Source organism: Taklimakanibacter deserti (assembly GCA_003574785.1).
In genome coordinates this window covers 406,186-425,414 of sequence record QORU01000001.1, presented here as the reverse complement: position 1 = coordinate 425,414, position 19,229 = coordinate 406,186, and the positions used below count along the sequence as shown (strand labels likewise).

19 protein-coding genes and 1 tRNA gene are annotated in these 19,229 nt (G+C 62.3%); 8 read left to right on the top strand and 12 right to left on the bottom strand.

Features of this window, described 5'->3' with window-relative positions; genetic code table 11:
- Positions 1-148: 148 nt before the first annotated feature.
- Together DS839_RS36240 and DS839_RS01985 are read right to left on the bottom strand one after the other, a co-directional pair.
- A complete protein-coding gene (locus DS839_RS36240) occupies positions 149-622 on the bottom strand; it encodes an HIT family protein (RefSeq protein WP_162918232.1) in 474 nt (157 codons plus the stop codon).
- Positions 619-1,929, bottom strand: coding sequence for an aspartate aminotransferase family protein (locus tag DS839_RS01985; protein WP_119268842.1), 1,311 nt, complete (start codon positions 1,927-1,929; stop codon positions 619-621). Before DS839_RS01985 ends, DS839_RS36240 begins: the two co-directional genes overlap by 4 nt.
- Positions 1,930-2,081: 152 nt before the next feature.
- On the opposite strand from DS839_RS01985, the gene DS839_RS01980 reads away from it, so the two are divergent.
- Together DS839_RS01980 and DS839_RS01975 are read left to right on the top strand one after the other, a co-directional pair.
- Positions 2,082-3,518, top strand: coding sequence for an MATE family efflux transporter (locus DS839_RS01980; RefSeq protein WP_119268591.1), 1,437 nt, complete (start codon positions 2,082-2,084; stop codon positions 3,516-3,518).
- A 57-nt stretch (positions 3,519-3,575) separates the two neighbouring features.
- A tRNA-Leu gene (locus DS839_RS01975) sits at positions 3,576-3,661 on the top strand.
- A 70-nt stretch (positions 3,662-3,731) separates the two neighbouring features.
- Here DS839_RS01975 and DS839_RS01970 read toward each other — a convergent pair.
- From DS839_RS01970 to DS839_RS01945, 5 genes are all read right to left on the bottom strand, one after another.
- On the bottom strand, positions 3,732-4,004 hold the full coding sequence (locus DS839_RS01970) for a site-specific integrase (RefSeq protein WP_119268590.1): 273 nt from the start codon (positions 4,002-4,004) through the stop codon (positions 3,732-3,734).
- Between the two features lie 829 nt (positions 4,005-4,833).
- Positions 4,834-5,730, bottom strand: a complete 897-nt coding sequence (locus DS839_RS01960) for a hypothetical protein (protein WP_119268588.1) — start codon at positions 5,728-5,730, stop codon at positions 4,834-4,836.
- Between the two features lie 76 nt (positions 5,731-5,806).
- Positions 5,807-6,517 (bottom strand): TIGR02391 family protein, encoded by a 711-nt coding sequence (locus DS839_RS01955; RefSeq protein WP_119268587.1) that lies wholly within the window; start codon positions 6,515-6,517, stop codon positions 5,807-5,809.
- A 9-nt stretch (positions 6,518-6,526) separates the two neighbouring features.
- Positions 6,527-6,718, bottom strand: a complete 192-nt coding sequence (locus DS839_RS01950) for a hypothetical protein (RefSeq protein ID WP_119268586.1) — start codon at positions 6,716-6,718, stop codon at positions 6,527-6,529.
- 13 nt (positions 6,719-6,731) lie between these two features.
- Positions 6,732-7,430: a hypothetical protein gene (locus DS839_RS01945; protein ID WP_162918231.1), complete on the bottom strand. Its 699-nt coding sequence runs from the start codon at positions 7,428-7,430 to the stop codon at positions 6,732-6,734.
- Positions 7,431-7,739: 309 nt separating this feature from the next.
- Between DS839_RS01945 and DS839_RS01940 the strand changes: the two genes are divergently transcribed.
- The 4 genes from DS839_RS01940 to DS839_RS01925 all read left to right on the top strand — a co-directional run bounded on the left by DS839_RS01940 (position 7,740) and on the right by DS839_RS01925 (position 13,038).
- Complete coding sequence (locus DS839_RS01940) at positions 7,740-8,261, top strand: hypothetical protein (RefSeq protein ID WP_119268584.1); 522 nt, start codon at positions 7,740-7,742, stop codon at positions 8,259-8,261.
- A 281-nt stretch (positions 8,262-8,542) separates the two neighbouring features.
- Positions 8,543-10,951: a glucan 1,4-alpha-glucosidase gene (locus DS839_RS01935; RefSeq protein ID WP_119268583.1), complete on the top strand. Its 2,409-nt coding sequence runs from the start codon at positions 8,543-8,545 to the stop codon at positions 10,949-10,951.
- A 19-nt stretch (positions 10,952-10,970) separates the two neighbouring features.
- Positions 10,971-12,368 (top strand): glucose-6-phosphate dehydrogenase, encoded by a 1,398-nt coding sequence (zwf, locus tag DS839_RS01930; protein WP_119268582.1) that lies wholly within the window; start codon positions 10,971-10,973, stop codon positions 12,366-12,368.
- Positions 12,358-13,038 carry an ROK family protein gene (locus DS839_RS01925; RefSeq protein ID WP_119268581.1) on the top strand — a complete coding sequence of 227 codons (681 nt, stop codon included), beginning with the start codon at positions 12,358-12,360 and terminating at the stop codon, positions 13,036-13,038. The genes zwf and DS839_RS01925 overlap by 11 nt, the downstream gene beginning before the upstream one ends.
- Before the next feature lie 9 nt (positions 13,039-13,047).
- Here the strand turns inward: DS839_RS01925 and gpt are convergent, their stop codons facing one another.
- The gene (gpt, locus tag DS839_RS01920; RefSeq protein WP_119268580.1) at positions 13,048-13,545 is read right to left on the bottom strand and encodes a xanthine phosphoribosyltransferase; all 498 of its coding nucleotides are present in this window, start codon (positions 13,543-13,545) and stop codon (positions 13,048-13,050) included.
- A 141-nt stretch (positions 13,546-13,686) separates the two neighbouring features.
- Here gpt and DS839_RS01915 point away from each other — a divergent pair, with 141 nt between their 5' ends.
- A complete protein-coding gene (locus DS839_RS01915) occupies positions 13,687-14,508 on the top strand; it encodes a UDP-2,3-diacylglucosamine diphosphatase (protein WP_119268579.1) in 822 nt (273 codons plus the stop codon).
- Positions 14,465-15,529 (top strand): glycosyltransferase family 4 protein, encoded by a 1,065-nt coding sequence (locus tag DS839_RS01910; RefSeq protein ID WP_119268578.1) that lies wholly within the window; start codon positions 14,465-14,467, stop codon positions 15,527-15,529. Before DS839_RS01915 ends, DS839_RS01910 begins: the two co-directional genes overlap by 44 nt.
- On the opposite strand, the gene DS839_RS01905 is transcribed toward DS839_RS01910, so the two are convergent.
- The 4 genes from DS839_RS01905 to DS839_RS01890 are packed head-to-tail and all read right to left on the bottom strand — an operon-like array spanning position 15,495 to position 19,218.
- Positions 15,495-16,256, bottom strand: coding sequence for a competence/damage-inducible protein A (locus DS839_RS01905; RefSeq protein ID WP_119268577.1), 762 nt, complete (start codon positions 16,254-16,256; stop codon positions 15,495-15,497). The genes DS839_RS01910 and DS839_RS01905 overlap by 35 nt on opposite strands.
- Before the next feature lie 43 nt (positions 16,257-16,299).
- Positions 16,300-17,346, bottom strand: a complete 1,047-nt coding sequence (locus tag DS839_RS01900; protein WP_119268576.1) for a dihydrodipicolinate synthase family protein — start codon at positions 17,344-17,346, stop codon at positions 16,300-16,302.
- 11 nt (positions 17,347-17,357) lie between these two features.
- Positions 17,358-18,182 carry a GNAT family N-acetyltransferase gene (locus DS839_RS01895; RefSeq protein WP_119268575.1) on the bottom strand — a complete coding sequence of 275 codons (825 nt, stop codon included), beginning with the start codon at positions 18,180-18,182 and terminating at the stop codon, positions 17,358-17,360.
- The gene (locus DS839_RS01890; protein ID WP_119268574.1) at positions 18,169-19,218 is read right to left on the bottom strand and encodes an NAD-dependent epimerase/dehydratase family protein; all 1,050 of its coding nucleotides are present in this window, start codon (positions 19,216-19,218) and stop codon (positions 18,169-18,171) included. Before DS839_RS01890 ends, DS839_RS01895 begins: the two co-directional genes overlap by 14 nt.
- Positions 19,219-19,229: the final 11 nt, after the last annotated feature.

The window sequence follows — 19,229 nt, the reverse complement described above, 5'->3', positions numbered from 1 at the left end:
AGGCCGGATGAGGGCTCTTTCGTGCAGCATGTTCTGATCTCAACGAGTAATCGTTGCTGAGGCAAAGAGCCCTCACCCGCCCTTCTGGCACCCTCTCCCATTGCTTCGCAACGGGAGAGGGGGAAACCGGGTTAGAGTTGTCGCATTTCTATTGGCCGGCGAGATCACGCCGCACGATCTCGGCGATGCGGCGCTGCTCGGCCTCGGGCAGCGCCGGGAATTCGCGGCTGAAGAAACGCTCGAACCCGTTGGGCTGCTTCTCCGAGACGATCTCGCCTCTGATCATCTGGCTGTTGAGCGCATCGCCTCGGCGATGCGGGGCGAGATGCGCGTGCAGATGCGCGACATCGTCGCCGAAGATATAGACATAGACGATCTCGGCGGCGGTCGCCGCTTTCAGCACCCGGCTCACCTTGGCGATGGTCGCGCCGAAGCTTGCCGCTTCCGGCCCGTCGAGCTCGGCGATGTTGGCGATGTGCCGGATGGGCTCGAGATAGGCGAAGCCCAGAACTTCGGCGTCGAGCGACAAGGTCAATCGCCACAGATCGTTGCGCCACACTTCGGTGCGGCTGAGCGCCTCATCGCCCCTGATGCCCGAGCAGATGATGCAGCCTTGCGTCATTTGGGCTGGAAGAGATGCCGGCGTGCCGTGACGATCCGCTCGATCGCGGCGCAGAAACCGTCGCAATGTTCATCGCTCACCACCAGCGACAGGGCCATATAGCCGCGGCCGGCGACGTAATAGCCCTCTTCCAGGAGATCGAGATAGAGAAGCTGGCGCAGGCGCGGATCGGCCTTGCCGACGTCATCGGGCGTTCCGACCTCGCCCGACAGCGGATGCAGATTGATGAGCGATCCGATGCCGGTGGCCTTGAGCTTCACCTGATAGCGCATGAAGAGATCGTTGAGCCTGTCGCGCAAGGCATCGCCCCGCCGGTTGAGGTCGAGGCAGGCTTGCGGCGTGAAGATCTCGCTCAGCGCCGCGAACCCCGCGGTCATGGTCAGCGTGTTGTTGTTGAAGGTGCCGGCATGCGGCAGGAATTGCGGCCGGGTCGGATCGAACTGCTCCATGATGTCGCGCCTGCCGCCGAAGGCGCCGAAGGACATGCCGCCGCCGATATATTTGCCGAGCGTCTTGAGGTCGGGCGTGATGCCGAGCTTCGCGGCAAGGCCGTGGGGCGCCAGCCTCGAGGTCATCACCTCATCGAAGATGAGGATGATGCCGCGCGCTTCGCTCTCCGCGCGCAGCATCTCGAGGTAGTCAATATCGGCGGGAAGGCAGCCGGCGCCACCCATCATCGGCTCGATAATGATTGCGGCGAGACTTTCCGCATGCTCGGCAATGAGCTTCCGCGTGCCGGCGATGTCGTTGAAGGGCGCCAGCACGATATCGTAGGGCGCGTTCACCGGCATTCCGCCTGGGGTGAAATAGAGCGTGCCGCCGTGATAGCCGCCCCTGATCCCTAGGATCTTCGATCGCTTGGTGAAGCTGCGCGCGGCACCCAGCGCCATCATATTGGCCTCGGTGCCGGAATTGGTGAAGCGCACCAGGTCGAGGCCGAAGCGCCGGGTCACGGCCTTCGCGAATTGCACCTCGAGCCCATGATGGGCGCCGATATTGATGCCCATCGTCAAGGCATCGCCGACGGCACTCGCGATGCGCGGATGCGAATGGCCGTAAAGGCCGGCGGAATATTCGCCGAGGAGATCGACATAGGAATGCCCGTCGACATCGGTGAGGACCGCCCCGTCCGCCTTGGCGATGCGGATCGGAATGGGGGCGGTGAAGAGCACTGTGCGCGTATTGCCGCCCGGCATCACGGTTTTCGCCTCATCCTGCAGCGCCCGCGTCTTCGGCCGCGCCGCGAGGAAGCGCTCGGACGCTTTGGCAAGGGCTGCATCGATGTCATCGATCAGAGGCGCATTCATCCCGAACTCCGTCAGATATATGCGCCGAATCATGCCTCAGCCGGCAAGGTTGCGCAATGTTTCAGCCATGCGCCGCGTACAACCTTGCATGGCGGCATCGCGCCGAAGCAACGATAGCGGCGGCGGGCGGAAACCGCTAGTTTGACCGCATCATGGAGGGGGCCCAGGACAAAATCGCAATAGCGGACGCTTTCCCGCGTCGGGCCCCAGATTTCGCAGGCCAGAGCTGGACGGGGAACTTCGTCGCGACATTGCAACTCGCCTGGCCCATGGTCCTGACCAACATGGCCCAGACCGCGATGATCGTCACCGATGTGCTGTTCATCGGCCGGCTTGGAGCGCAGGCTCTGGCCGCAAGCTCGCTCGCGGTAAACCTCTATCACACCTTCACCTTCTTCGCCTTCGGCCTCGTAAGCGCGGTCGCACCGATGGTGGCGCGCGAAAAGGGCGCGCGCCGGCATGAGGTGCGCGAGATCAGGCGCATCGTGCGCCAGGGCCTGTGGAGCGCGGTCGCCGTCTCGATCCCGGCGATCCTGCTGCTCTGGCATGGCGACAAATTCCTGATCGCCATTGGCCAGGATCCGGCGCTCACGGCGGAAGCCGCCCGCTATCTGCGCGCCCTTGTGTGGGCGCTGCCGTCCTTTCTCGGTTACGTGGTCTTGCGCTTCTTCATCTCAGGCTTGGAGCGCCCGCAATGGGCCTTCATCATCGCCATTGCCGGGATCGCGTTCAATGCGCTCGGCAACTGGCTGCTCATCTTCGGCAATTGGGGGTTTCCTGAGCTCGGCATTGCCGGCTCAGGGATTGCCAGCGCCATCACCACCTTTCTCATGTTCGCGGGGTTGGCCGCGGTCGTCACGCTCGACCGGCGCTTCCGCCGCTATCATGTGCTGGGCCGCTTCTGGCAGGCCGACTGGTCGCGCTTCAAGGCGATCTGGGCGCTGGGCCTGCCCATCGGCGCGATCATCGCCTTCGAGACCACGGCCTTCAATGCCGCCGCTTTCCTCATGGGCTGGCTCGGCGAGGCGGAGCTTGCCGCGCATGCCATCGCCATCCAGGTCGTGGCCATCGCCTTCATGACGCCCTTGGGGATGGCCCAGGCGGCGACGGTGCGGGTCGGCCTTGCCTTTGGCGCGAGCGACCCGTTGGCCGCCACGCGGGCGGGCTGGAGCGCCTTCATCCTCGGCACCGGCTTCATGGTCGTCACCGCGACGCTGATGCTCGCCATTCCGCACGTCCTCATCGGCCTCTTCCTCGACATCCGCCTGGACGGCAATCTGCCGGTGCTGGCGCTGGCCACGTCGTTCCTCATCGTCGCGGCGGTCTTCCAGATCTTCGATGGCGCGCAGGTTCTGGCCGCCGGCATGCTGCGCGGGCTGCATGACACGCGCATCCCGATGCTCTATGCCGCCATGGGCTATTGGGGCATCGGCCTGCCGCTCAGCTATTATCTGTCGCAGTTCACCGATTTGCGCGGAACGGGCGTGTGGATCGGCCTCGCCGCCGGCCTTGCCGCGGTGAGCGCGCTGATGGTGCCGCGCTGGATGCGGCGCGAGACGCTCGGCCTCGTCCCTCGCCCCATGCTATGAACCCCTGACATAAAGCGGTTTCCCGTTTCGGGAGGTCGCGCTAGAAGGTCGGCCCAGGCCCCCTTGGCGGAATTGGTAGACGCACAGGACTTAAAATCCTGAGCCCACAAGGCGTCCCGGTTCGATCCCGGGAGGGGGCACCACCTTGATATTTCGAAAGAAAAGCCCAGCTGTTGATGCCTAGCCTTTTGCTGTTGGGGGCAGAGTTGGAAGCTATTTCTTCGCACCGACGAGCTTCAGTGCACCTTCCATGCGCACGGCCTTCTGGCGCTGGTATTCGGCCGAGGCTGATTCATGGTGGCCGTAGGTGGCGAGGACCATCTCAGGAGACATGCCCGCGATTTCAGCCGCCTTGAACACGCCCCTGCCCTCCCATAGCGCCCATGTCACGCAAGTGTGCCGAAGCGTGTGCGGCGTCACATCGCTGCTTCGCCGCAGCTTGCCGCCGACCATCTTGTCGGCATGGAGCCCGGCCGCTTGGATCACTCGGGACCAAGGGGTGCGGGTTCGTATCCCATCCCAATCGCCGCGCATCTTGCCGCTGATGACATTGGCAAGGCCAGCCTTGCGGTCAGCTGCCTCCCAGCGACGGCAGAAGGACAGGAGCTTCGGCTCCAGTTGACAAGGCGGCCTGCGTTCGGCTGGAGCCCCTATGCGCCAACGCCAGTGCGCAATGGCCCAGGGCTCCATCGGTGAGGAAAACTGCCCCAACCTCACCGTGCAGGCAGTTCGCTGTACAAATCTCTTACGGCAAATACGACATTTTGCAGAGGATGCTTGTCGCAAAACGCCCTGATGTGTTGCTTCTGCTGTTCAAGTCGCCACCCACGTAGATTCTTCCGGCTGAACACTGCAGAGTCGTTTAAGCCCGTCATGTAACCTTGAGCCCACGCAAAATAATAGGTCTCAGTGTCTTTTGGGTTCTGCTGGTACAACTGTGCAAACTCAGCGCACGGCACCCATCCGGCACCGGCAATAGTTCCAACTTCCTCTTGTGCCAAACATTGAGCGCTTCCGATGGCCGCGAAAACTCCTATCAGAACCAATCGCATTACCCACCCTCCCGCATGGCGATTTGTCTTTCCCTATCTATCAATACTCAGCCTCCCTTGGAATATCCCCGAATAAGGTCGGGATAGGCCTTCGCCCGCTGGCTCAGCCTCGCGGTGGCGGCCTCACGGCTCCGGGGCGCTGTCTGAAAGGGTCAGGGCAGATGGCCGCCACGGCTCATCCTAGGGCCGTGCAGGCTAATAAGGTCTGGCTTGATGTTTCAGGAGTGCGTCAGGCCCAGCCTTACGCTTTCGGACGGCTGAACTCAAACGCCAGCATCAGGCGGCTCTTGTCGAAATCCCTCCGGAATGGAGTTGGCGGATACTGGCGCAGGCCCAAGCGCACTTGTGTAACGTAGTAGCTCTTGTGCTTGTAGCGCACTTTGCTTGTCGGACTCGTGCCCGGTCAGCATGGTGCGAAGCTCACTCAATAGCAGGCCTTCGATCTCGGAAAGCAGATGGGGACCAGCGGCAAAGCCGAACTTTTCGATAAATGCCTTTCGATGCGGCAGGACCGGTATCACGACATCAGCAAAGGGCTGTTCCTTCATCATTTTAGTTCCGACTCCAAATCGGATCACATGAGCTTGCACGATGGTGACGGCAATAATCATTCTGTACGCATTATACAGAGCCCAAGCCTGCGGCGTGAGAAAAGGCATTTCGCTATCGGCAGCCTGATCTTGTGCAAACGTCTCCAATTGAAACGGCTTAAAAAACCGCTCGAATTTCTCCCTTACAGTATCATCCCGCTCAGTTGCTTCAGCCGCAGCCTCAAATTTAATCATGGTCATGATGTGGGCGAAGCCCGAAAACCTTCGAGCCGATATGAAAGAAGCCCAGGTTTTTTCGACGGCTTCTATTCTTCTCTTGTCCAAGGCGATATGACGACTTGTCAGGCCGGTGAGTGCCGCCCCCCGCAGGGAGTCAATTTCAGCCTGCTTTGCGCGAAGATCAGCACTAAAAGCTTCCTCGCTCTTTCTATGCTCTGAACGGATACGTTCCAGCTTTGTTTCGAGCTTCGCGTCGAAGCTCTTGGAAAGGAAGGGTACAACGAGCGTGTCTCGAAAAAAATAGAGGACAGCTAGGATACTAGCCATGGACAGGCCGGTTGAACTCAGCCACGTGACGCCTGTAGACCATAGCCAATCAGTCCAACTCATTGCTTTTTTCCCCTCTCACCGCTTGAACGCCCGCACCTTCACCGCCACCTTGCCGACCGTATGCCCGCTTTCGGCCCTAGCTTTTAATCTTTGCTGCATCGATCATGTGCAATAGTTCGTCCACAAACGCACACACCTTCAGCGCGTTCTCCCTTGTGAATTTATCGGTCAGATGGTGGTGCGTGGGATTGCGAAATGCCAGCATCAGACCGGCACCAATATGACCGATCCCTTCTTGCTCCTCAGCGCTATCGCTCACGACTAGCGCACCGGTTTGCGGAGTCTGAGGCACAGCAGCCCGAACAAGTGTCGGCCCCGTCTGAGAAGAACCCGGGTTCCATTTTCGCCGAATCCTGTCTTCCAAAACTTGCGTGGCTTGGTTTATGACTCGGTCAAAGTTGCCGGGCGCAGATAACAGGTCAGCACACCGGCTCCGTAATTCCTCGTCTCTGATCGCGTTGTACAGAGTGCCAATCTCGACGACTTCGGCACCCAAATGATAGCCTGTCTCCAGAAACCGCAGCGCTTGAATGACGCGGCCCTTTAGATGACTCACCTTTGTATAGCTTTCACTATCGTTACCCCATTGTGAGTTTGGCGGCGCTCTAAAATGGCTCATGTCCTCGTGGAGAACCTTGCCGAGTTGGTCAGCGATTGAGGTCAAGTCATCGGCATAGTGACCGTCGATGACGCTTTCGCGCATCAATGAGTTCAATGCCTCGTCTAGGCCGCGCAGACGACCGTAGATTGCCAGTAGCTTCTGTCTGTCGATTTTGCTTTCAGTCATGCCTTCCCCTTACCGTCTGAACGCTCGAACTTTCACGGTCACCTCGCCGACCGTGACCTGCTTATTCGGCATCCGCCACGCCTTCTCGGCCAACTCCTGCACGTTCAGCACGTTCGGGCCGTCTGGTGCGATCACGGTCACTTCCACCGCTCGATTCCACGGCGTGTCGCTGATCTCGATGATGTCTTTGAAGGTCGCCATAATCTATCTCACATCAGGTTTGGGAAAGTGCGCCAACTGCGAAGAGCATGATTAGGACGGTGTAGCGATAGACGAGCCAGCGCCCCAATTGCGACGCTAAGAACTGTTCAAACACTGATGGCGATATGCCTTGCTGGCGCAGATATGGCAAAAGCTCATTATCCATAAAGGTGGCGACTGAGGCGCGGTCATGCTGTCTCATTCGTACTTGGTCAACGATAACCTCTATTCGTTGACGCGGGGTGGATGTGAATAGCGTTGAACTCTCACCACCACTCAGGAACCTGAGGGTTCTCACGATCCAGCCCTGCGACTTCTTCGTCGCCCTGATGAGCATTCCCTCGTCATTGTCGTCGAAGCGTCTCGGCTGATATTTGAGCTTCGCGAAGTATCGGATCGCGTCACCGTGGACTAGCACGTCCTCAGCCTCTTCCTTGTTGCGTCCTTCGGCTGGGACAACGTCCACCAGGAAGAAGAATATCTTTCGGAGCACCCACGATAGGATCGCGATAACGATCTGCAGCGCAATCGCTCCAAGCTCGAAGAGCGCCACGGCAATTCCGAACTGGACTATTGTCGGGTAACTGAAGGTCCGAGCATACGCGAAAGCTGCGAAGAGCAGAAAAAAGGATAGAGCAATGACGGCAAGTACCAGAGGGACACGTAGCAGCCAGTAGAGCTTGTGCGCTCTGTAGTCCAGCATACCGAACAAAGCATCATCCCCGCTTGCCTGTCGCCATAGGTCTGCAGTCTGCGGCAGAAGGCCAATGAGGTGCAAGGCTGGACCTGATGGCCTCAGGCGCTCGCCATAATTCGTTCTCGGAGCATTCTTGGGGCAGAGTTGCGGGCAGAGTTGGGCTTGATCAGGCATGAACAAAGCGTGACAAACTGGACCGGTTTGCTTGAATTTTCACGGATTTCCACGCGACGCACAGGACTTAAAATCCTGAGCCCACAAGGCGTCCCGGTTCGATCCCGGGAGGGGGCACCATAGATCACGCCTCACGGCGAGAGTTGTGATATGCAGTTTGAGACCGTCTTCGACGCCGCGCAAACCGGCTACAGAACTTGGCCATTTGCAGCATTTGGGCTGATTTTCGTCGTTGTCGGTGCGCTGCTCGTCTTCGCACCACTTTTGATGCAGCCGATTCATCCCGGTGGACTGCAAGGCAGGCCCAGGGTTTATTTCAGCCGGGCTTTTCTAGGCTTTGCGATCTGCTGGACCACCATTACTTTTGCCTCGACTTTTTCCGAATACCGTTCAATTCGATATGCCTTGGCCACCGGACAGTACGAAACGGTGAAGGGCAAGGTCACAGACTTTATACCCATGCCTCATAGGGGCCACGCGATGGAGAGCTTCAGTGTGAACCACGTGAACTTCAGCTATTCGGACTTCGTCATAACAAACGGATTCAACAACACGTCTTCCCATGGCGGACCTATCCGCGAGGGGGTCGATGTCCGCATCTCACATATCGGAAACACAATCATTAAGCTTGAAGTGGCCACGAAGGCTTTGGGCCGATCAAAACCTCAATGATCTAAACCTTCGCGCCATCCTTGAATCCCCGCGACGGGGATTGGCCCACAAGCTCCGCCCTGCGAAGGCAAAAATCACGGGCTCGAATCCCGTCAGACGCCAAATTTCGCGTTATTTAACAATATATTAGACGAACGAGCGCAGGACGGCATTTGTGCCAGCTTCGCGCAGGCACGCGCGTTTGCTTTAACGGTGAAGCATCTGGAATAGTGAGGGCCTCAACCAAACGTGTTATCACCTGGAATGCCTTGGCAAGGTCTCGATAATGAAACGGGGGCGACGTGACCAAGCTTCTTGATTTTGCGCCGGGCGCGCCCGGCATTCCGGCCCGGTGGACGTCGAGCGCCAAGAGCGGCGTCGGCACGGCTCTCTCGGTCACCTCGCCGGTTTGGTTCACGCTCAGCCACGGCATTCTCAACGAGGTCTACTATCCTCGCGTGGACAGTGCCTGCATTCGCGATCTCGGCCTCCTGATCACCGGGCCCGACGGATATTTTTCCGAAGAGAAGCGCGATTGCCTGACCGTGACCAGCCATCTGGAAGACGGGGTGCCGGCGTTTCGCGTGGTCAATACATCCAGAGACGGCCGCTACCGCGTCGAGAAGACCATCCTTTCCGATCCCGTCCGGGCAACCGTGCTGCAGCGCATCACCTTCACGGTGCTTGCAGACAACGCATCGGGCTATCGCGTCTATGCCCTTGTGGCGCCGCACCTGGTCAATGCCGGGATGGAAAATTCAGGCTGGCTCGGCGATCAGCTCGGTGCGCCGATGCTCTTTGCCACGGGTCGCTCGCACTATCTCGCCGTCGGGTGCTCGTTGCCCTGGAAGGCCCGGTCGGCGGGCTTTGTCGGGCAATCCGACGGCTATCAGCAATTGCTTCGCGCCGGCGAGATCGATCCCCAATATCAGCGAGCCGATGACGGCAATATTGCCTTGACCGGCGAGATCGATTTCTCGGATGCGGCCGATACGGCGGTGCTGGCCTTGGGTTTCGGCCAGTCGGAGAGTGAGGCCGGCGCCCACGTGCTGGCGAGCTTGCGCGACGGGTTCGACGCTGCGCTTCAGGCCTATTCCGCCAACTGGCGAGCATGGCAGAAAGGCCTGCGCCCGCTCGGCCGGGGCGCCAGCGAAAAGGGCAACGCCTACCGTGTCTCGACTTCTGTCCTCGCGGCGCATCGCGCGGTGTATCGGCCGGGTGCGGTGGTCGCGAGCCTCTCCATCCCCTGGGGGGCGAGCAAGGGTGATGACGACCTGGGCGGCTACCACCTCGTCTGGCCGCGCGACCTTGTCGAGACGGCGGGAGGCTTCCTTGCCGCCGGCGACCACAAGGGAGCGCTCGCCATCCTGCAATATCTGCGCGAGGTGCAACTCCCTTCAGGTCGCTGGGCGCAAAATCTCTGGCTCGACGGCCGCCCCTATTGGCGCGGCGTGCAGATGGACGAATGCGCCTTTCCTCTCCTGCTGGCCGATCTGTTGCACCGCCACAACCATTTGACGGGCAAGCTCCTCGACGACTTCGTTCCGATGATCCGTCGCGCCGCGGGCTACATCATCGCCAACGGTCCCGCCACCAGCCAGGACCGCTGGGAAGAGGACGGCGGCTATAGTCCGTTCACGCTGGCGGTGGAGGTTGCGGGCCTGCTGGCCGCCGCCGATCTTCTCGAAGACCGCGGCGATGAGCCGGCGGCGCGGCATTTGCGGGAAACCGCCGATTGCTGGAACGAGCAGATCGAGAACTGGACTTTCGTCGGCGACCCCGGCATCTGCGCCGCTGCGGGCGTTCGGGGCTATTATGTGCGCATCGGCGGCAGCGGCGTTACCGATGTGGCGAGGGCCAACCAGGGGCAGACACCCATCCGCAACCAGGTCGTCGACAAGTCCCTGCTGCCGACATGGAATGTCGTGAGCCCGGACGCTCTGGCGCTGGTGCGGTTCGGCCTGCGCGCCCCGGACGATCCGCGCATCATCGACACCATCAAGGTCATCGATCGCACTTTGCGCGCCGACCTGCCGCAAGGCCCGCTCTGGTATCGCTACACCGGCGACGGCTATGGCGAAAATCCGGACGGTAGCCCGTTCGACGGCATCGGCCAGGGACGCCCCTGGCCGTTGCTCGCCGGTGAGCGGGCACATTACGAGCTGGCGGCCGGGCACCGCGAGGCCGCTGAAAGCCTGCTTGAGACGCTCGAGGCCTCGGCCGGGCCTGAGGGGCTGCTGCCCGAGCAGAGCTGGGACGGCCCGGACATGCCTCAGCGCGAGTTGTTCTTCGGCCGCCCCTCGGGCAGCGCCATGCCGCTGGTCTGGGCCCATGCCGAGCACATCAAGCTCTTGCGGTCCCTGGCGGATGGCGCTGTCTTCGACATGCCGCCACAGACCGTCGCGCGTTACGTTGAGCGCCGGACGCCGTCTGCGCTGCGCATCTGGCGCTTCGACAATCGGCTGGCCACCATCCCGCACGGCAAGATCCTGCGGCTGGAACTCGCCGCACGGGCAATGGTGCATTGGAGCACCGATGGCTGGACAAAGGTGTCGGATCTCACGACGCGCGCGACCGCTTTCGACACCCATGTGGCCGATCTCGACACGGCCCGGTTGGAGGTCGGACGGTCTGTGGTATTTACATTCCTGTGGCTGGACAAAGAGCACTGGGAAAATGTCGACTTCCAGGTCCGCATCATAGAGGCTTGAGACCAAAACAGGAGTTGCGATGATGCAGGAGAGGTCCGACGCCCTTGTGGTCTTCGGCGTAACCGGCGACCTGGCGCACAAGATGATCCTGCCCTCGCTCTATCAGATGGTGCGGCGGGGGCATATCAGCGAGCCGATCATCGGCGTGGCGCTCGATGACTGGGATATCGAGCGTCTGGCCGCACGCGCCCGCGACGGCATCCTCAAGCAGTTCGGCACGATCGATGAGGCTGTCTTCGCCAAGCTCAAGGGCCTGCTGCGCTATGTGAGCGGCGACTACAAGAGTGCGGCGACCTTCGAGCGACTGCGTGAAACCCTGGGCGCGGCTCACCGGCCCCTCTACTATCTCGCCATTCCGCCTTCCCTGTTCGGCACCGTGATCCAGGCCCTCAAGGCGGCCGGCATTGCGGAGGAGGCGCGGCTGATGGTCGAAAAGCCGTTCGGCCGCGATCTCGCCTCGGCGCAGGCGCTGAACCGCGTGCTGCGTGCCGTGTTCGACGAGGACGCGGTGTTCCGCATCGATCATTACCTCGGCAAGGAGGCGGTGCAGAACCTGATCTATTTCCGCTTCGCCAATGCCTTTCTCGAGCCGGTATGGAACCGCACCTATGTGGAAAGCGTGCAGATCACCATGGCCGAAGACTTCGGCATTGCCGGGCGCGGCAAATTCTATGACGAAGTCGGCTGCATTCGCGATGTGATCCAGAACCATCTGATCAACGTGCTGCTGCTGCTCGCGATGGAGCCACCGGTCAGCAGCGGGCCCGAGGACCTGAGCGATGAGAAGGTGCAGATCCTCAAATCCATCCGTCCGCTTTCCGGGAAGGACCTGGTTCGCGGTCAGTTCCAGGGTTATGACAAAGAGCCGGGCGTCGCGCCTGCATCCACCGTCGAGACTTTTGCCGCCGTCCGCCTCTTCGTCGACACTTGGCGATGGAAGGATGTGCCGTTCTATATCCGCGCCGGCAAGTTCTTGCCGGTGCGGGCCACCGAGGTCGTGGTGCGCTTCCGCCGGCCGCCTGTCGCCCTGTTCGACGAGGTTTCGGCCGCCGACGGCAACTATCTGCGGTTCCGGGTCGGCCCGCAGGTCATGATCGGCATTGGTGCGCGCCGCAAGGCTCCCGGTGAAGGCATGACCGGCGAGGATGTCGAGCTGGACGCGCTCGACGATACGACCGACGACATGATGCCCTATGAACGGCTGATCGGCGACGCCATGAACGGCAGGCGCCAGCTCTTTACCCGGGCGGACGCAGCCGAGCTCGCCTGGCGGATCGTCGATCCCGTGCTCGACCTCAAGGATCGACCTCAGCCCTACCCGCCCGGCACCTGGGGACCCGTCGATGCCATGAAGGATTTCGCGCCGCCCGGCGGCTGGGTGGATCCGAACCGTGAAGGAAGCATCCATGACCGATAAAGCGCGGATCGTGCTGGCGATCGATATCGGCGGCTCGCATGTCAAGATCATGGAGAGCTCAGGCGGCGACGAGCGCAGGGCCGTGTCGGGACCCGGCATGGATGCATCCGCCATGGCCGACGCGGTGGAGCAACTCGCCAAGGGCATGACCTATGATGTCATCGCGATGGGCTATCCGGGGCCGGTCATCCACAACCGCATCCTGTCCGAGCCGCACAATCTGGCCAAGGGCTGGGTCGGCTTTGATTTCGCCAAGCGCTTCGGGAAGCCCGTCCGCATCATCAACGATGCGCTGATGCAGGCGATCGGCAGCTATGAGGGTGGGCGCATGCTGTTTCTGGGACTGGGCACCGGCCTCGGCGCTGCCATGATCGTCGATCATGTCGCCTTGCCCATGGAACTGGCGCACCTGCCTTACCGCAAGGGACGCAGCTTCGAGGACTATCTCGGCGAAGCCAGCCTCGAAAAGCGCGGGCATGCGAAGTGGGAGAAGCACGTGTTTGCCGCCATCGCGCAACTGACGGCGGCACTGGAGCCGGACTATGTCGTGATCGGCGGCGGCAATGTCGAAAGATTGAAATCCCTGCCGCCCAATGCCCGCCGCGGCGACAACGCCAATGCGTTCAAGGGCGGCTTTGCTTTGTGGCTGGATCGCCGCCTGCACGTCTGACCTGGATGATCATACCTTCGCCCCGTCGCGGATCGGGGGCGTGAAGGCAAGCCCCATGTCCCAGGGCAGATAGATCCAGGTGTCCTGGCTCACTTCGGTGACGAAGGTGTCGACCAGCGGTCGCCCCTCGGGCTTCGCATAGACGGTGGCGAAATGCGCATGGGGCAGCATGGCGCGGACCACCCGGGCGGTGGCGCCGGTGTCGACGAGATCATCGACGATCAGGACCTGCTTGCCGCCGTCGGTCCCGGCGATGGTCTCACCGACCTTCTTCAGCACCTGGAGCTCGCCCTGCTTCTCATAGTCGTAGGAGGCGATGCAGACCGTCTCGATGACCCGGATGCCGAGCTCGCGCGCCACCACCGCCGCCGGCACGAGCCCGCCCCGGGTGATCGCCACCACGGCCGAGAACGGCCCCTCGCCATGCAGCCGCCAGGCCAGCGCCCGGGCGTCACGGTGGAACTGATCCCAGGAGACCGGAAAACTCTTCTGCCACTTCTCGTCCATCTCATCCTCCGAAAGCGCTGTTATGCCGCTTCGTCCTGGACCATGCAATTGGCACGCTCCCGCGTCATCTTTATCCGTGCACTGTCATGATACCTTCACGGGAGTCAGGCCTAAGGTCACCATAACCAGGCAGCCTGGCCGATGAACGCACTCACGAGACCGACGACCCGCTACCGCGCCATCTTCATCTCCGACATCCATATGGGGACGAGGAGAGCGCAGGTTCAATATCTCCTCGATTTCCTGCGCGTCACCGAATCCGACTGGCTCTATATCGTCGGCGACCTCGTCGACAACTGGGCCCTGGAGAAGGCCTGGTTCTGGGACCAGCTCCATAACGACCTGATCCAGAAGATCCTGCGCAAGGCGCGCAAAGGCACGAAGGTCATCTACATTCCCGGCAATCACGACGACAAGTTCCGCGACTTCCGCAATCTGCGCATGGGCCGGGTCGCGGTGCTCGAGGATGCCATCCACCATGCCGCCAACGGCAAGCGCTATCTGGTGCTGCATGGCGACAAATATGACGGCATCGTGCGCTATGCGCCGTGGCTCGCCCGCCTCGGCGACCGCGCCTATGAGATCTCGATGATGGTGAACGGCCTCGTCAACCGTGGCCGCCGCCTCTTCCGCCTGCCCTATTGGTCGCTCTCCGCCTATCTCAAATTCCGGGTCAAGAAGGCGGTCGAATTCATCTCGCATTTCGAGGACGCGGTGGTGCGCGAGGCCCGCCAGCGCGGCGCGCAAGGCGTGATTTGCGGCCACATCCACACGCCCGACAACCGCATGATCGACGACATCCACTACATGAATGACGGCGACTGGGTCGAAAGCTGCACCGCCCTCATCGAGCATCATGACGGCCGCTTCGAGATCATCGAATGGGCAAAGCTTCGCGACACCTTGCTAGAGGATGCCAATGCGGATAGTCATCGTAACGGACGCCTGGTACCCGCAAGTTAACGGCGTCGTCCGTACGCTGAGCGCCGTCGCGGGCGAACTCGCGAAAGGCGGCCATGAGGTGAAGATCATCTCGCCGGAGGGCCGATGGGCGCTGCCGGCTCCGTTCTACCCCGAGATCCCCCTGGCCCTCATCACATCGCGCGGGCTCGGCCGCGAACTGACCAAGATCGCGCCCGATGCGATCTATATCGCGACCGAAGGTCCCTTGGGCTGGGCGGCGCGGGCGCATTGCCGGCGGCATAACATCCCGTTCACCAGCGGATTTCACACGCGTTTCGCCGATTATCTGGCGCTGCGCCTGCCCCTGCCCGGTCTCGCGGCCGCCTCCTGGTCGATGCTGCGCAAATTCCATGGGGCGAGCCGCACCGTCCTGGTGCCGACCCGCAGCATCGCCAATGACCTCGAAGCGCGCGGCTTCGTCAATGTCAAAACCTGGACGCGCGGCGTCGATCACACGCTGTTCCGCCCCTATGAGCGCACCGCCCTCGATCTGCCGCGCCCGATCTCGCTCTATGTCGGGCGCCTGGCGCCGGAAAAGAACATCGAGGCCTTCCTCGCCCTCGATTTGCCCGGCACCAGGCTCGTCATCGGCGACGGACCGCAGCGGCCCGAGCTCGAAAAGCGCTTTCCCGATGCCGTGTTCTTCGGCTACCGCTTCGGCGAGGAGCTTGCCCGCATGATGGCGTCGGCCGATGTCTTCGTCTTTCCAAGCCTCACCGACACTTTCGGCCTGGTCATGCTCGAAGCCATGGCCTCAGGCACGCCGGTTGCCGCTTTCGACGTGCCGAGCCCGATCGATGTGGTTCAGGACGGCGTCACCGGCGCGCTCGACAAGCATCTGAAGCTCGCCATCCTGCGCGCGCTGACCCTCGATCGCGACAAGGTCCATCAGGGAAGCCAGCGCTTCACCTGGGAGCGTACCGCACAGATCTTCGCCGACTCGCTGGTGCCGATCGGCCGGTCATCCGCCGAGCCTGCGGGCGACGTCAGGACCAGCCTCGCACCTTTCCGCTCCTGGTAAGCTCGGCCGCCATCTGGCGCACCTCGTTCATGGCGGTCGCCAAAGCGGCCTGGTCGCGCGAGCGCAAGACCAGGTTGGTGGCGAAGCCTTGCGGGCTTTCGAAGGGATAGGACCCGATGATGACCTGAGGCGAGCGCTCCTGGATGTCCTTGAGCGGCTTCGCCACGTCGCCCTCCCCGCCTTCGATGGTGATCGTCTGCGATATGACGGGCTTGCCGCGCTCGAGCCTCGGCGCCACGTCCTCCATCATCGCATTCATGACCTTGGGAATGCCGGCCATGACGAACACATTGCCGATCTGGAAGCCCGGCGCCTTGGAGACAGGATTGGTGATGAGGCTCGCCCCCTCCGGTGTCCGCGCCATGCGCAGGCGCGCCTCGTTCGGCTCGCGCCCGATCTGCTTGAAATGGGCGAGCAGAATCTCGACCGCTTGCGGGTGATGATCGATCGGGACGCCGAAAGCTTTCGCTACGGCATCGGCGGTGATGTCGTCATGAGTGGGGCCGATGCCGCCGGTGGTGAAGACATAGGTGTAGCGCCGGCGCAGCGCGTTCACGGCAGCGACGATCTCGTCCTCGATATCGGGCACGACGCGGGCTTCCTTAAGGTCGATGCCGAGAGCGGTCAGGTAATCGGCGATGAAGCCGAGATTCTTGTCCTTGGTGCGGCCGGAGAGGATTTCGTCTCCGATCAACAGGACGGCGGCGGTGGGGGATTGATCTGCCATGACAGACTAGCTCTGCCATCGCTCAAGCGTGCTGTCAAAAAAATCACGTGGCGAGCCAGCGCTCCAGATTGGCCGCGACGAAGGCATCGTCATTGAGCTCAGGATAGAGCCGATAGACCCGGTCGATGGCCTCGGCCTGGCCGGGGCTCAGATCCTCCTTTGGGTCGATGCACCAGCGCCCGGCAAGCAGGCCCTGGCGCCGCAAGACCTCGTGGCAGCCGGCGATGACGCCATGGAAATTATTCGCCGCGTCGAAGAAGGCGGCATTGCAATCGGTGACGGCGCTGTCGAGGGCCAGCAGCTCCTTGGCGACGGCCGGCGCGCGCCGTGCGGCCTTGCATTTTGCCAGGAGCTCGACCGCAGGTCTGGTCCACACGCACCAATGGCCGAGCAGGCCGCCGGAAAACCGCGCCTCGCCCGCTTCGCTGTGGAACGGCAGGATCAGATCGAGCACGATGTGATCGTCATTGCCGGTATAGAGCGCGATGCGCCGGAGCGCGCCCGCGGCGGCGACACCCTTGATCACATCGAGCGTGGCATAGCGGTTGAAGGGCGCCACCTTGATGCCGATGACATTCTCTATACGGGCGAAACGTTCCCAGAAACGTGCCGATAGCGGCATGCCGCCGACCGCCGTCTGCAGATAGAAGCCGATGACCGGCATTTCCCTGGCGACCGCCGCGCAATGCTCGACGAGCTCGTCCTCGCTCGCGCCCTTGAGGGCCGCGAGACCGAGCAGCACCGCATGATAGCCGAGCGCTCGCGCGGTGCGGGCCTCCTCCAGCGCCTGAACCGTGCGGCCGACGGCGCCTGCGATCTTCATGACGGGCCGATTGCTCCAGGCGGCCGCCGTTTCGGCGGCGATTTCGAGGACCGGCCGATAGAGGCCGTTCTCGCGTATCGCAAACTGCGTCGTATGCACCCCGACCGCGAGCCCGCCGGCGCCGGCATCGATGTAATAGCGCGTCAGCGCCTTCTGGCGGCGCGGGTCGAGCCGGCGCTGCTGGTCGAGCGCCAGGGGATGGGCGGGAATGACCATGCCGTCGCGAAAGCCTTCGAGCAGTGCGGCGGGAATCTCTTGCCAGTTCATGTGCCTCTTCCTCAACCGAGCTCAGGACCGGCGATGGCGCGCATTTGGGTTGGATCGCCGAACGCTCGCTTTCGCCCGAGCGCCATGCGGATGAAGGCGCGTTCGACGGCAAAACCATGTCGCGTGAGCGTTTCGCGCATTTCCGTCTCTCTGTCGGGCACGTCGATGAGCACCGGTCCGGCAATGTTGGCGATCGCTTCATCGAGAAGCGTGATCGCCTGCCGCGCTGTCTCAGCCACGATCGGCCCGATCTGCGTCGCCGTGCGCCCGGCGCGCGTCAGCAGGAAGGCTCCCTCTCCAGTGCCGAGTGCCGAAGCCTGCGGGCGCGCCAGGAGATTCTTGAGGATGGCCGACCGATCGGCGCCGAAGGCCCTATGATCATGATCGATGTCGACGGTCTCGCGTGCCGAGGGCTCGCCGGTTCCCTTGCCCGATCCGCGCCAGCGCGAGATCGGTTCGACATCGTGGAAGCCGAGCGGCAGATAGATCGTCCGGCCCTGCGATGTGGCATCGAGCATGGGCACGAGGCCGCGCTCCTCGAGATAGGCGATCAGATGCCTGAGCAGCGCGGTGGCGAGCCCGCGATGGCGGTGCGTCCGGGTCACCAGCACCATGCTGATCCAGCCGAAATCGGGCGGATAAGGCAGCGCCAATCCGCTGGCGACGAGGCGGCCTTCGTCCTTGATGCCGAAACCCTTGCCCTCGGCGAGCATCATCGCCCAATCGGCGGCGACCTGATTCCATCCGGCCTCGGCGCTGAGCTTCACCGCGTCTTCGATGTCGCCGGCCTCGAGCTCGATGAGTTGGCCGATCCCGCCGCCTTCAGTAAGCCCCATCGCGAACCTCGAAGCCCGTCGGCTTGGTGAGGCTCGGCATGGCGCGGCTCACCCAGTCGGCCGTCCAATCGATCATCTGGAGCAACGGCACTTTGGGATAGCCGAAGAGCCGGAAGGCCTCGGCGGCATTGTTGAGCCACGCCGTCGGCGCTTCTTCACCGATGATCTCAGGCTTCTTGCCGAGGCGCTCGGCAAAACACTGGGCAAGCCAGCGCACCGGGATGAGCTCGGGCCCGGTGACATTGAGGGGCGCGATCGGGTCGAGCGCCTGCGCCAGCGAGCGCAGCGCCATAGCATTGGCATCGCCTTGCCAGATCACATTGACATAGCCGGTGGTGACGTCGACCGGCTTGCCGTCCCGGACCTTGACCGCGACGTCATAGAGAACGCCATAGCGCAGATCGATCGCGTAGTTCAGGCGAAACAGCCGGCCGGCCAGATGATTGCGCTCGCTCTGCCATTCGATCATGCGCTCACGCCCGACACAGCTATTGGCATACTCACCGGGCGGCGTGAGCGGATAATCCTCGGTGGCCCCACCACCAGTCGCCGACACGAAGGGATAGACGCAGCCGGTCGAGAAGGCGACGAGCCGGCAGTCCTTGAGCGCGCCCGTGACCTGCGCGGCAAGCAAAGTATTCGTCGCCCAGGTCCGCGCCGGCGCCTGCATCGCGCCGAACTTGAAGCCCGTCATCAGCACGACGTTCTTCGCCTTGGGCATCCGCTTCATCGCATCGGGATCGAGGAGGTCGGCCTTGATTGTCTCGATGCCATGCGCCTCGAGGGAGGATTGGGCGGAAGCGTCGGAGAAGCGCGCAACAGCATAGACGGCCTTGTGGGGCGCGGCGCGCCGCGCCATGCGGGCCAGCGTCGGTCCCATCTTGCCGCTGGCGCCTAGGACGAGGATGTCGCCGTCGAGACGGCCGAGATCGGCGATCACATCGTCATCGGGCCGCGACAAGATTTCCTCGAGTTCTTCGACATCCTTGATCGCGTTGGAAATCTTGTTCGTTCGCAACGGCCTGCTCTCGTTCATGCGCCCCATCC

Coding starts and splice junctions, on each gene's coding strand:
- DS839_RS36240 (WP_162918232.1), bottom strand. CDS start 622: ATGACGCAAGGCTGCATCATCTGCTCGGGCATCAGGGGCGATGAGGCG.
- DS839_RS01985 (WP_119268842.1), bottom strand. CDS start 1,929: ATGAATGCGCCTCTGATCGATGACATCGATGCAGCCCTTGCCAAAGCG.
- DS839_RS01980 (WP_119268591.1), top strand. CDS start 2,082: ATGGAGGGGGCCCAGGACAAAATCGCAATAGCGGACGCTTTCCCGCGT.
- DS839_RS01960 (WP_119268588.1), bottom strand. CDS start 5,730: ATGAGTTGGACTGATTGGCTATGGTCTACAGGCGTCACGTGGCTGAGT.
- DS839_RS01955 (WP_119268587.1), bottom strand. CDS start 6,517: ATGACTGAAAGCAAAATCGACAGACAGAAGCTACTGGCAATCTACGGT.
- DS839_RS01950 (WP_119268586.1), bottom strand. CDS start 6,718: ATGGCGACCTTCAAAGACATCATCGAGATCAGCGACACGCCGTGGAAT.
- DS839_RS01940 (WP_119268584.1), top strand. CDS start 7,740: ATGCAGTTTGAGACCGTCTTCGACGCCGCGCAAACCGGCTACAGAACT.
- zwf (WP_119268582.1), top strand. CDS start 10,971: ATGATGCAGGAGAGGTCCGACGCCCTTGTGGTCTTCGGCGTAACCGGC.
- DS839_RS01925 (WP_119268581.1), top strand. CDS start 12,358: ATGACCGATAAAGCGCGGATCGTGCTGGCGATCGATATCGGCGGCTCG.
- gpt (WP_119268580.1), bottom strand. CDS start 13,545: ATGGACGAGAAGTGGCAGAAGAGTTTTCCGGTCTCCTGGGATCAGTTC.
- DS839_RS01915 (WP_119268579.1), top strand. CDS start 13,687: ATGAACGCACTCACGAGACCGACGACCCGCTACCGCGCCATCTTCATC.
- DS839_RS01910 (WP_119268578.1), top strand. CDS start 14,465: ATGCGGATAGTCATCGTAACGGACGCCTGGTACCCGCAAGTTAACGGC.
- DS839_RS01905 (WP_119268577.1), bottom strand. CDS start 16,256: ATGGCAGATCAATCCCCCACCGCCGCCGTCCTGTTGATCGGAGACGAA.
- DS839_RS01900 (WP_119268576.1), bottom strand. CDS start 17,346: ATGAACTGGCAAGAGATTCCCGCCGCACTGCTCGAAGGCTTTCGCGAC.
- DS839_RS01895 (WP_119268575.1), bottom strand. CDS start 18,182: ATGGGGCTTACTGAAGGCGGCGGGATCGGCCAACTCATCGAGCTCGAG.
- DS839_RS01890 (WP_119268574.1), bottom strand. CDS start 19,218: ATGAACGAGAGCAGGCCGTTGCGAACGAACAAGATTTCCAACGCGATC.